At 42.7% G+C, this 11,077-nt stretch carries 17 protein-coding genes and 1 pseudogene; 6 read left to right on the top strand and 12 right to left on the bottom strand.

What is annotated here, in order from left to right; all coding sequences use genetic code 11:
* Positions 1 to 30: 30 nt before the first annotated feature.
* The gene (locus SYN7509_RS0210350; RefSeq protein ID WP_009630618.1) at positions 31 to 1,218 is read left to right on the top strand and encodes a glycosyltransferase family 4 protein; all 1,188 of its coding nucleotides are present in this window, start codon (positions 31 to 33) and stop codon (positions 1,216 to 1,218) included.
* Positions 1,219 to 1,221: 3 nt separating this feature from the next.
* On the opposite strand, the gene SYN7509_RS0210355 is transcribed toward SYN7509_RS0210350, so the two are convergent.
* Positions 1,222 to 2,388: a cysteine desulfurase family protein gene (locus SYN7509_RS0210355; protein WP_009630619.1), complete on the bottom strand. Its 1,167-nt coding sequence runs from the start codon at positions 2,386 to 2,388 to the stop codon at positions 1,222 to 1,224.
* A gap of 194 nt (positions 2,389 to 2,582) precedes the next feature.
* Here SYN7509_RS0210355 and SYN7509_RS0210360 point away from each other — a divergent pair, with 194 nt between their 5' ends.
* Positions 2,583 to 2,987: a response regulator gene (locus SYN7509_RS0210360; protein ID WP_009630620.1), complete on the top strand. Its 405-nt coding sequence runs from the start codon at positions 2,583 to 2,585 to the stop codon at positions 2,985 to 2,987.
* Positions 2,988 to 3,074: 87 nt separating this feature from the next.
* On the opposite strand, the gene SYN7509_RS0210365 is transcribed toward SYN7509_RS0210360, so the two are convergent.
* A complete protein-coding gene (locus SYN7509_RS0210365; protein WP_009630621.1) occupies positions 3,075 to 3,254 on the bottom strand; it encodes a hypothetical protein in 180 nt (59 codons plus the stop codon).
* A gap of 113 nt (positions 3,255 to 3,367) precedes the next feature.
* Positions 3,368 to 4,585: a CCA tRNA nucleotidyltransferase gene (locus tag SYN7509_RS0210370; RefSeq protein WP_009630622.1), complete on the bottom strand. Its 1,218-nt coding sequence runs from the start codon at positions 4,583 to 4,585 to the stop codon at positions 3,368 to 3,370.
* Between the two features lie 144 nt (positions 4,586 to 4,729).
* Between SYN7509_RS0210370 and SYN7509_RS0210375 the strand changes: the two genes are divergently transcribed.
* The 3 genes from SYN7509_RS0210375 (at position 4,730) to SYN7509_RS29650 (ending at position 6,041) form a co-directional block, all read left to right on the top strand.
* Entirely contained in the window at positions 4,730 to 4,978 is a 249-nt protein-coding gene (locus SYN7509_RS0210375) for a Ycf34 family protein (protein ID WP_009630623.1), read from the top strand.
* On the top strand, positions 4,975 to 5,565 hold the full coding sequence (gene tsaB, locus SYN7509_RS0210380; protein WP_009630624.1) for a tRNA (adenosine(37)-N6)-threonylcarbamoyltransferase complex dimerization subunit type 1 TsaB: 591 nt from the start codon (positions 4,975 to 4,977) through the stop codon (positions 5,563 to 5,565). The genes SYN7509_RS0210375 and tsaB overlap by 4 nt, the downstream gene beginning before the upstream one ends.
* A 275-nt stretch (positions 5,566 to 5,840) precedes the next feature.
* Positions 5,841 to 6,041, top strand: coding sequence for a hypothetical protein (locus SYN7509_RS29650; protein WP_148297974.1), 201 nt, complete (start codon positions 5,841 to 5,843; stop codon positions 6,039 to 6,041).
* A gap of 156 nt (positions 6,042 to 6,197) precedes the next feature.
* Here the strand turns inward: SYN7509_RS29650 and SYN7509_RS0210385 are convergent, their stop codons facing one another.
* The 6 genes and pseudogenes from SYN7509_RS0210385 to SYN7509_RS0210415 all read right to left on the bottom strand — a co-directional run bounded on the left by SYN7509_RS0210385 (position 6,198) and on the right by SYN7509_RS0210415 (position 8,605).
* Positions 6,198 to 6,449 (bottom strand): BrnA antitoxin family protein, encoded by a 252-nt coding sequence (locus SYN7509_RS0210385; RefSeq protein ID WP_009630432.1) that lies wholly within the window; start codon positions 6,447 to 6,449, stop codon positions 6,198 to 6,200.
* Positions 6,433 to 6,678, bottom strand: a pseudogene (locus SYN7509_RS31710) (BrnT family toxin); the annotation flags it as partial. The gene SYN7509_RS0210385 and the pseudogene SYN7509_RS31710, both read right to left, overlap by 17 nt.
* A gap of 338 nt (positions 6,679 to 7,016) precedes the next feature.
* Positions 7,017 to 7,349 (bottom strand): DUF5615 family PIN-like protein, encoded by a 333-nt coding sequence (locus tag SYN7509_RS0210395; protein ID WP_009630430.1) that lies wholly within the window; start codon positions 7,347 to 7,349, stop codon positions 7,017 to 7,019.
* Positions 7,346 to 7,570, bottom strand: coding sequence for a DUF433 domain-containing protein (locus SYN7509_RS0210400; RefSeq protein ID WP_009630429.1), 225 nt, complete (start codon positions 7,568 to 7,570; stop codon positions 7,346 to 7,348). The genes SYN7509_RS0210395 and SYN7509_RS0210400 overlap by 4 nt, the downstream gene beginning before the upstream one ends.
* Positions 7,571 to 8,030: 460 nt before the next feature.
* Entirely contained in the window at positions 8,031 to 8,360 is a 330-nt protein-coding gene (locus SYN7509_RS0210410) for a type II toxin-antitoxin system PemK/MazF family toxin (RefSeq protein WP_009630428.1), read from the bottom strand.
* On the bottom strand, positions 8,348 to 8,605 hold the full coding sequence (locus SYN7509_RS0210415) for an AbrB/MazE/SpoVT family DNA-binding domain-containing protein (protein ID WP_009630427.1): 258 nt from the start codon (positions 8,603 to 8,605) through the stop codon (positions 8,348 to 8,350). The genes SYN7509_RS0210410 and SYN7509_RS0210415 overlap by 13 nt, the downstream gene beginning before the upstream one ends.
* Positions 8,606 to 8,726: 121 nt before the next feature.
* On the opposite strand from SYN7509_RS0210415, the gene SYN7509_RS29655 reads away from it, so the two are divergent.
* Complete coding sequence (locus SYN7509_RS29655; RefSeq protein ID WP_148297976.1) at positions 8,727 to 8,945, top strand: hypothetical protein; 219 nt, start codon at positions 8,727 to 8,729, stop codon at positions 8,943 to 8,945.
* Between the two features lie 127 nt (positions 8,946 to 9,072).
* Here SYN7509_RS29655 and SYN7509_RS0210425 read toward each other — a convergent pair whose 3' ends face one another.
* The 3 genes from SYN7509_RS0210425 to SYN7509_RS0210435 form a co-directional block, all read right to left on the bottom strand.
* Positions 9,073 to 9,567, bottom strand: coding sequence for a GNAT family N-acetyltransferase (locus tag SYN7509_RS0210425; RefSeq protein WP_009630426.1), 495 nt, complete (start codon positions 9,565 to 9,567; stop codon positions 9,073 to 9,075).
* Positions 9,568 to 9,705: 138 nt separating this feature from the next.
* Positions 9,706 to 10,314: an HAD family hydrolase gene (locus tag SYN7509_RS0210430; RefSeq protein WP_009630425.1), complete on the bottom strand. Its 609-nt coding sequence runs from the start codon at positions 10,312 to 10,314 to the stop codon at positions 9,706 to 9,708.
* Between the two features lie 111 nt (positions 10,315 to 10,425).
* On the bottom strand, positions 10,426 to 10,839 hold the full coding sequence (locus tag SYN7509_RS0210435; RefSeq protein WP_009630424.1) for a YybH family protein: 414 nt from the start codon (positions 10,837 to 10,839) through the stop codon (positions 10,426 to 10,428).
* Between the last annotated feature and the right edge of the window lie 238 nt (positions 10,840 to 11,077).

An 11,077-nucleotide genomic window follows, 5' to 3' on the forward strand; every position in this document is an offset into this window, starting at 1 on the left:
TATTTAGAAATATTTACAGGTTTGTGGTCGATGAAGATTTTGGTACTGACGTGGGAGTTTCCACCGCGAATTGTAGGCGGAATTGCTCGCCACGTAGCCGAGTTATACCCAGAAATTGTTAAATTAGGGCATGAAGTTCACCTCATTACCGTAGAATTTGGCTCTGCGCCAATGTACGAAGTAGTAGACGGCGTGAAGGTGCATCGCGTTGATGTTGCTTTCAGTAATGATTTTTTCCACTGGATAGTCAATTTAAACGACAGCATGGGCAGTCATGGCGCTAAATTGATGTTAGAAGAGGGCGGTTTTGATTTAATCCACGCTCACGACTGGCTAGTGGGAGATGCGGCAATTTCTCTCAAGCAAAACTTTAAAGTTCCTCTAATTGCCACTATTCACGCTACAGAATTTGGTCGCTATAATGGGCTGTACAATGCCGACCATTATTATATTTGTGGCAAAGAAAGGTTACTGGCTTACAATGCTTGGCGGGTAATTGTGTGTACTGACTATATGCGCCGGGAAGTAGAAAGAGCGCTTCACAGTCCTTGGGATAAAGTAGATGTGATTTACAACGGCATTAGAGCCGAGAAGAAACACCATCAAACAGATTTTGACTTCTGGAATTTTCGTCGCCACTTTGCCAACGATCGCGAAAAAATAGTTTACTATGTCGGGCGCATGAGCCATGAAAAAGGTGTTTCAGTCTTAATTAATGCCACCCCCAAAGTTGCCGCCGCTATGGGTGGCTATGTCAAATTTGTCATTATTGGTGGTGGCAATACGGACAACTTAAAACGTCAAGCTTGGGATTTAGGGATTTGGGAGAAGTTTTATTTCACAGGCTTCATGTCTGACGAAACGCTAGACAAGTTTCAAACTGTAGCCGATTGCGCAGTTTTCCCTAGTTTGTACGAACCTTTTGGGATTGTAGCTCTAGAAAGTTTTGCCGCCCGCGTCCCGGTAGTGGTTTCTGATACGGGAGGTTTACCGGAGGTTGTACAGCATACAAAAACAGGTGTAGTCACTTATACAGGCAATGCGGACTCTTTGGCTTGGGGAATTTTGGAAGTATTAAAAAATCCCGGTTACAGGCAATGGTTAGTGGATAACGCCTACCAAGATTTGGCGCGGCGTTTTAGGTGGGAAGACTTGGCACAGCAAACCGTTAGCGTTTACGATCGCGTAGTACAAGAAAAAGCTCAAACTGTTTGGTAACAGCTAGACAAAGGAAGTTTGCCGCCGCAAACTAGCAATAGTAGAGGTGGCGCAAAGTGCTACAAGTTCAATTTCTGAAGCTGTATTAAATCGCCCAATCCCAAACCTCACCGAAGCATAAGCTAGTTTTTCCGAGTGTCCCAAAGCTGTCAAAACATGAGACGGAGCAATAGTTGCACTGGAACACGCAGAACCCGAAGAAACAGCTACAATCGGCTGCAACCCCAACAGCAAAGCTGCTCCATCTACACCTTCTACACTAATATTTAAGTTGCCTGGTAATCGCTTGGTAGGATGACCGTTAAGATGTATTCCCTCTAATTTACTTAGCTGTTGCCATAATTGTTGGCGCAAATTAATTAAACGTTGTGCCTCCATTTCCATTTCTGCTAAAGCAATTTCTACAGCTTTGGCAAAACCAACAATCTGCGGTGGATACAAAGTCCCCGAACGCCTAGAACGCTCGTGTCCGCCTCCGTGTAACTGCGCCGATAGTTGAACTCTAGGGTTGCGCCTACGGACGTACAAAGCACCTATACCTTTAGCACCATAAACCTTATGCGCCGTCATTGATAGCAAGTCAATGTTCATTTCCTCTACATTCAAAGGAATTTTACCAATCGCTTGCGCGGCATCGGTATGAAACAAAACCCCCGCCGCGCGACAGATTGCACCAATTTCTGCCAACGGCTGCAAAACCCCAATCTCATTATTAGCCGCCATTACCGATACTAAAATCGTTTCTGGACGCAAAGCTTGCTGCAAAATATTTAAGTCGATTAATCCGTCTGGCTGGACAGGCAAAATAGTAATTTCAAACCCAAGACTTCGCAAATAATTACAAGGATCTAAAACGGCGCTATGCTCGGTTTGGAGGGTAATAATATGCCGCCCTTTACTAAAATAAGCTTCGGCAATTCCCTTAATTGCTAAATTATTTGCTTCGGTTGCTCCACTTGTAAATACTATTTCTTCTGGAGACGCGCCAATAGCTTCAGCTAAAGTATTTCTTGCCTGTTTGACACCAGCTTCCGCTTCCCAACCGTAAATGTGACCGCTACTTGATGGATTGCCAAAATATTCTGTAAAGTAAGGCAGCATTGCGGCTAATACCCGTTCGTCAACAGGGGTCGTAGCGTGACAATCTAGATAAATAGGACGATTATTCAAAGTTTTTGCTTTATATTAATAAAGTGCGATCGCTTCAAAGCTGTTTAAATTAATTTTTCTTAAGTTATATAACCTAAAGTACATAATTTTAAATGACAGCTAGAGTTTGTTCAACCACTGGATAGATACGATTGAGCCAAGAGTGATTTAGACTATGGAAATAATAAGTAATTAATCAATTTTGACTTATCTGGATGTTAATATTGTCTTGTCGCCCCCGTACCTTGCGCGTTCTTGTAGTTGACGATCATGAGCTAACCCGTTTTAGCCTGAAGCTCGCCCTGAGCGGACAGAAAGATATTGAATTAGTAGGTGTTGCCAGTAACGGACAAGAGGCAATAGAAATGGTAGAACGCTACCACCCTAACGTAATTGTTCTCGATCTACAAATGCCCGTGATGGATGGATGGAGCGCATCTAGTCGAATCAAAATCATAGATCCATCTGCTCAAATTATTGCTTATTCCTCTCTAGAAAATCCTAAGTTTTTAGAAACAACTAACATCAACTGTTTGGATGCTTTTTGTAAAAAAGACACTCCTACTAATGAGCTAATTAAGCTAGTTAGAGAGCTAGGCGAAAAAATAGTAAATTTTTAATAAAGTGCAGCAACCAAAGAATTCACGCTGATAGTTAATCCTTTTAGCCATCAGCGTGCAACTCAACAGGTGAAAAATAAAACTAATTTAATTAGCTTCTTTAGGAAAAGTCCGCTTAAATTCATCAAGCAGATCGTCCATTTCTTCTAAAGCTTGATTAACATCAATTCTTAGGCTGCCCAAATTTGGCTGTTCTAATAAAGTTAGCAATTGTTCGCGCTTAGTTTTAACTAAAGCAACTCTTTCAATCAGGGTTTGGGTATCCATGGTGGTTATTTCCAGTAATTAGTATTCTTATTTTATAAGCTGTTAGCTATTTGCGGTCTACTTAAATAGTATTAGCTAGTCAAATTCGATTTAACCAAGGTTTAAGACAAAATCTATAAATGGGTAAGTAAAATTGCCGCTAACTCTATAGCTTGGGCGGGGGTGGAGATTTGGCCCTCAATTTGGGCGATCGCAATTTCATTTAATAACTCCCCAATAATCGGACTTGGCGGTATGTCTAAAGCTTGCATTAAATCTTTGCCATTAATCAATAATTGTGGATGAGCAACCGGATCGTTGGGCGTAAGATAGCGATTAATTAAAGAGGCAAGGGTGTCTTTTTGCGTCCCCTTTGCCATCGCCAGAACCGCTAAGACTGGAAAAACTACTCCCGCCTGACGAAACAATAAATACTGCTCTTTTAAGCTGAGAGTGTCGGTTTTTGCTGGCAATTGTGGCAATACTTTAAGTGCTGTTGTTACTGCGCGAATTTCTGCACGACTATAAGTTAATTGTTGAAGTTCATTTTCTGCGGATTCAAGACTACTAACTAAACAAGCTAATTTTGCAATTCCCAACCAATTCGTTTTAACTGTATCGCTTAAAGCTTGAAATAAAGGGAGTTGCGGGAAATAGAAAGCGGCGGAATCTACTAGCGCTAGAGTTTCATAACTTTTTTGAGTAGTGTGAGGAAACCAAAGACTAATTAATCCATCTTCCCAAGCACTTTTTAGCCAGGGAGTACCCAGAGAATTATTTAGAAGATAGTTTAGTTCTACTCGTACTCTCTCTGGAGCAATTCTACTTAGTAGCGGCGATAGAGTGCGAATAGCTACTTGAGTTTCCGGTGCGATCGCAAAACCTAGTTGAGCAGCTTGGCGGTATGCTCGTAATAGTCGTAATGGATCGTCTTGTAAATTAGCTATTGATACCATCCGCATGACGCGGTTTTGCAAATCTTTGTAGCCATTTAAAGGATCGATGATTTCTTGAGTATAGGGATTATAAGCGATCGCATTTACCGTAAAATCACGCCGATATAAGTCTTCTTCTAGCGTCTCTCCTTGTTGCTGGGCAAAGTCTACAGTAGCTTGAGTAAATACAACTCTAGCAATTTGGCGATCTCCGTCAAGTAACACAAACCCAGCTTTGTAGTGACTCGCCATTTTTCGCGCTATTTTTACTGCGTCTAGCAGGACAAAATCTAAATCTAGATATTCAGATTCTCTTTTTAGTAAAGCATCTCGTACCGCACCGCCTACTAAATAAGCATTTTGAGGTATCCATGCTAAGTCAAAACACCAAGATTCGGGAGACAATGCAGAAGACATGGGTAATTGGGAATTAGGAATTTTATAAAATCCAACACTCTACAACTGAAATGCTAAGATCCAAGTCAAGCGGGGTTTTGGTTACGTTAAAATCTCGGTTAGGGCTGGAAACAGATTAACAGAAAAATCCTCTGGAGTTGGATTATGTGTATTTGTATAAATTGCCATTATGTAGATCGTTGCATTACCTATAATGCTGTAGAACATCAACACCAACAGCCGCATTTAACAGAATTCCCCGATTTTGAACCAAATGAACCCTCTATAAATGTGAACATTCGCACTACTGACGAGGAAATTCAAATGGAGTGGGATGTTGTCGGTTGCTTAAGCTTTAAGCAAGAAACGGGCAAATGGGCTAAATTACGACCAGGCGAATTAGTACCAACGTGAAATACGGTTTAGCAATTCATACTACAAGTTCAGAACTTGGATTAGCTCTAAGTAACTTTAAAGGTGACTCGCGCTCTTATGTGTGGGCTTTAGGGCGGAATCTTTCTACTCATTTACATTATCATTTAGCGGAATATATCAAGCCGCAAACTTGGACGGATTTAGGATTTATCGCCGTCGCTAAAGGGCCAGGGAGCTTCACTAGCACTCGAATTGGGGTAGTTACAGCGCGGACAATTGCCCAACAGTTAGATATACCTTTGTTTGCCATATCTAGTTTAGAAGCGATCGCACAGGCAGAAAAAGGGATGAAGGCGATCGCCGTTCAAATCCCCGCCCAAACAAATCTTGTATATACAGCTATTTATTCAGGTGCAACAACGCTATTACCGGATAGTTTAATGACGGTGGAAGCTTGGGCAAATACTTTAGAAACTTGGCAAACTCCGTATCAACTAATTAAAGCAGAAGATGGTTTAGGAGCAACAGTTATAAGTGTTTTAGAAATTGCTAATCTAGAATGGCTTAAAGGTGAGCGTCCACATTGGATAGATGCGTTGCCTTTTTATGGACAGTCGCCAGTATAAGAAAACATGAAAGCACCCAAAAACCTTTACATGGGCAGATGTTTGCGGCAAACTGTGTTTTGTTTGATTAATAACCGCTTTCTCTCGGTACAATGCGATCGCGCCCTAACTTTTTGAACTTTGGCGTAGTGCGATGCTCTGCGAGCGCGCTTGCGCTATCGCCATTAACTTCTTTGACATCCTCCCCGGCTTGAAAGCACGGGGATTCCTAAGACTCACGACTTAGGTTTCTGTTTCATAGCAACTGCCTCCACTCCCAAAGGAGATTTGGTCTTATGTTCGCTCCACAGACTTTACGACTGCGTGTCCCGCAGCAACTTGAGAACAAACAAATGTTTATTTACTTCCGTAAGTTTAGGGTTGAACTAACATTGCCCTATCCTCTTTTCCCGGTCTACCGATTTTTCTGCGCCGCCAGTTGTACTGGACTTCGCTCGTTAGGCTGTCTGATCCATGCGTCGCGGGTGGGTCAATGACCATGTATATTCTAGCACATAGATTGGTGATTCGTCATCCATCCCTTCTCCCGTTGTACTACGTCCAACATCATCAGAGATGGAATCCTCGTCACCCTCCTATCCCTCCCATGACTAAAAGTCACGGGTGTCTCGGAGAATGCAATGAAAACTCACTTATCTCGCTGCGCGCAGTTCCTCTTGAATAACTCGGCGTAGTGTTTCTTCGTCTAGGGGCTGTTTTACTTTTTCTAGATACTGCCGCAAAGCCTCATTCATCATAGTTTGATAGCCTTTACCAGCAGAGTCACTCCGTTCTCGGAAAGTTTCTAACACATCGTCATCAATATAAATTGTGATGCGAGTTTTACCTGTTTGGGGAATGATAGCACCCCGTTTGGCTTGGTTAAAATCATATTCCGCTTTCATACTTCTGTCTCTCCAAACGTGTTGCTGAACGGGCCCAAATCAGGCGAACTCGATTCCCTCGATCTGTATAAACCACGACTAGCAAGCGCCAGAGATGATCCATTCCAATCACAACAAATCTTTGTTCTCCTTGAGCCGTTGTATCTTCAAAAGAAAGTGCATTCGGGTCAAATAAAATCGCCTCAGCGTCAGAAAAGCGCACACCGTGCTTTTGCAGATTAACAGCCGCTTTGTTCGGATTCTATTAAACTTCCATACATATATTATATGTACAAAAACAATCTCTGTACTAGATGATTGAGTTTGGTTAGGTGTAACGTTTAAATTGAGTGGTATGTGATACACAGTGCGATAGCGAAGCGCTGCTGCAAGCAGATCGCGCAATAACTTTTTGAAACTTAACCCAGTGCGATCGCGCCCTAAACTTCTCTAAACTCTGGCGAAGTGCGATGCTCTGCGAGCGCGCTTGCGCTATCGCCCGCCAACTGAACCTATAAATATTACAATAGTCTTAATTGTTATTTTGGGATGTGATGTTCATTAGGTTTGTTCTATGGCAACTCCACACTAGGTCAAAACCAAAATACTTTCCGTTTCACTACTTTCAAATTGAGAGATTGTGTCAAAGGTATCTCTCAAAATCTGAACAATTTTTGATGTTGGATTGTTGCCGATGCCAAGATAAATAAACTTAGGTGGATAGCCGTAGAGTAAACTGCGCTGATGAAAGTCAGAATCTTTGGAAACAATCACAAAACCATTCGCCTTTGCATATTCCCAAATCAGTGCATCGTCAGTATTGGTCAGAGCTAACGTTTTGACATGATCGGAATCAGGATACAAATCGACAATCTTGTGAATAATTCGGTCTGACAAGTTTTCATCCAATAGAAGCTTCACAGTGATGCCACAAATAACTTTTTCTCACGGTCAGCCGCAAAAGCAAGACAAGCCTTGATGTCTTCTGAAGTGAGTTCCGAAAAATCTTCCAGAATTTCTGCTTCGGTCATGCCACCTGCTAAATATTCTAAGATGTCATACACAGTAATTCTCATTCCCCGAATACACGGCTTGCCACTGCGCTTTCCAGGCTCAATTGTAATGATGTGTTGGTAGTTCATAAAGTGGCAGGAGGAAGAAATATCTGACTATATTTTACCGGGAAATCTTGCTACCTACAGATACTACTCGGTCATCAGTGCGCAGGAGTTAGCAGCACCTGAAATAGTCTAAAGCTACCCAATCGTCCACCTATTCAAGACCAAGAGACGATCGCCAATAACTTCTTAGGGCTTAACACAGTGCGATAGCGAAGCGCTGCTGCAAGCAGATCGCCTATAACTTTTTGAACTTTGGCGTAGTGCGATGCTCTGCGAGCGCGCTTGCGCTATCGCCCAATAACTTCTCAGGGCTAACAACCAAGCCAACCATCTTTACTTGCCTAATCTCGTCCAAAAGCAGATAATCTCAACGGCGCGATCAGTTTAGTCTGACGAATTGGGCTTCAACAGTTAGTGATACGCTTTGCATCACTGACGATAATATATGCCTTCGTTTCGCTGCAAGCCTTTGTAAGGTAGCTTACTCAGCAAATATCTCAGCCAAGGTGTCAAGAACCGCTTTTTGCTCCTCTTGACTAATCTGTCCGAGCTTTTCAATCAGTCGGGTTTTATCTATTGTGCGGATTTGATCTAGAACAATTTGCCCATCCTTACCCTGAAACTGACAAACAACACGAGTAGGGTATATCTTTCCTTTTGTCGTCATTGGAGCAATTATCACCGTCCCAATATAACGGTTCATCTCGTCTGGTGAAATCACAACCCAGGGTCGTGTCTTCTGAATTTCACTGCCAACAGTGGGGTCAAGATTAACTAGAAAAACATCGAAACGATTGACTACCATTCCCATTCAACTCGATCCCAATCGGTGGTGTTAACTTCATCTAGAAGAACATCATCCTGTTTGTTAGCCATCGCAGCAAAGGCTTCTTCCCATCCAGTTCGTGGCGAAGCTGTGCGAATAGTTAAAAAGTCGCCCTGCACTTCGATTTCAACTTCTGTATGAATACCGCTTTGTTCCAAGAGGAGCTTAGGAATACGAACACCTTGAGAGTTGCCAATTTTAACAATTCGGGTTCTAATAGATGCGCCCATAGTTGGATGATTTTAAAAGCAAAAAGTAATTACATTGTAACTACTGGCAATAAGTTCTTCAAGGGAAGCAGTGCTACAACTTTTATAAACTATGGCATAGTGCGATCGCGCAATTAACTTTTTGAACTTAATACAGTGCGATAGCGAAGCGCTGATGCAAGCAGATCGCGCCTTAACTTCTCTGGACTTTGACACAGTGCGATCGCGCTTTAGCTTTTCTGAACTTAATACAGTGCGATCGCGCAATAACTTCTCTAGACTTTGGCGAAGTGCGATCGTCCCTAACATCTCTGGACTTACCAACGCCGCCAACTATTTTTACTTGCCTAATCTCAGCTAAAAACAGACAATCTTAATGGACTGTTTGATTTATGTATAACGGCATAGTTGAGCGGCAGCAGATAACACTAAACGAAGCGTAAATCTTTTGTTTGTCCGCTCCAACACAGTGTTGGGCGGCTTGGCTGCTACTCTTGCACAGACTCTAAAAACTTCTCCATAAAAATATTGCATGGACTATCGTTGTACCTCTCAATCGGATAAAAACTAAGCCTTCTGTAAAGTTTGAGTGCTTGGGGTTGCCGCTCCTCATTTACGAGGTCAAGCCTCACTTTTTGATAACCGACCTGTCTTGCAAAATCGAAGAGCATTTGAGCCATTTTCCAGCCCCAGCCCTGTCCTCGATACGCTTTGAGAAACCACATCCGTTTAAGTTCACAGATTTCGTCATTGAGTTTTCGGATTCCCCCAGTACCAACAACCCGCTCGTTGTCCACTAGCACCAAAAACATCCCACCGTTGCCAAAATAGTGCGATCGCATCTGCTCAATATCAGACATTGAATCATAACACTTCACATCTTCTTCAGTCAGAATATCTTGCCAAACATCCAGACATACGGAGGTAACAACCTGCTTGGCTTGTTCAATCTGATGCTCTTGAATTGGTCTAATCTCAACCATTGGGATTTCTATAAGTGTCAATACTCCGCAGAATTCAACCTAGCACTCGTTTAATCTTTTTTTACTACCGGGAACTTTAAACCACCGCCCCACCGAAATATAGTGCAGCCCAACGTTGGCTTGCGCTTGAGCGATGGGTTAGGCAGCACTCGATTCATAGCTGGTAAGCCCATCGAGCTTTCTTCCAACGGGAACAAAATTCCAACCAAGTGATTTCGCAGCTACGGCATCCCAGTGTCCATCTCCATAGTAGGTAACTCTGTCATAGACACCATCCAGTTGTCGCAGCGCGTAAAGCATTATTTCCTGCCTCTCGAAATGGTCATCGGACGTAGATAGCGGGACACCTTGTACAGGAAAGCCAGAGATAGATAGTTTTAGTAGCGCCGATTCTTGCCAACCCCCTGTAGCGTAAGCGATTCGATGTCTAGCCGAGTTGTGCAGGCTCTGAACAAACTCCCGTGCGCCCGGTATCTCCGCGAAAGGGCCGTACTCAGAAACATGGAGACGAACACTGGCAACAAAGTGATCTCGCACCGCAGCTACTGTCTCTAGTGTTGCATCAATGGCATTGTCATTCAGTATCTCAGCCAAAATGCCAGTAGCGGTGAATTGGGTATACATCGCCCAGGACGGACGCAAGTTGACATTTCCAAGTACATCACGGACGGCTGCCAAGTACAACGCATCGTCATTCGCGTCGGATTGCAGAAGCGTACCGTCTATATCGAAAATAACAGCTTCCATTATTGTGCCTTTTAACGTTCGTGTTGAGCTATTGCCATTAACGTCTGAAACCACACCAAAAACTTTCTTCAATCCGCTTCAACATGGTTGTTATGCGTGGATTTTGTGCTGTTAGCCACTAGATTTTTGAATTGGCTTAGATATGTGCTGATGTAAAATTTTCCACATTCCGTCTATTTTCTTAAGACAGAAAGTAGCTCGCACCCAATCTTGAAAGGTGAGTCCATCTGGCATTGTGCCACCGCAATAAATAAAGCAATGTGCAAAAGCAAGATCGGTACTGGCTGTTATAGATAAATTCTCCAGATCAAACTGCCCTTCGCTCTGGGTTTCAGGCTGCCAATCATTCCAACTTCGGCGATAAGATTCAGCGCTTTCATATTTCATTGGTGGTAGAACGTCAAAGATCACAAGATCAGGGACATGATTTTTGAGAATTTCGTCTTTACGGTTCTGCTGCGTCGCATTAGCCCAGTCTTCGAGAACCGCGCGAACCTGAGTCTCTGCCGCAATCATTTCACTCATTTCCGTTCATCCTCCATTAATATGGGCTTACCTTAAAGACGCATAACTATTTAGTGTACTGAAATTTTCCGTATAATCTTCTACTTTTAACAACATACATAAGCATTGCGTTCATTTTTGAGTGTGATATACGGAATTTTTCTGTATATCACCCAATAGGGGTGATTAAATAGAATTTTTCCGTATATCTAGCTTAAATGGGGGTATTACACGGAATTTCTCTGTATATTATTTTGGA

It is taken from the genome of Synechocystis sp. PCC 7509 (assembly GCF_000332075.2).
GTDB lineage: Bacteria > Cyanobacteriota > Cyanobacteriia > Cyanobacteriales > Chroococcidiopsidaceae > Aliterella.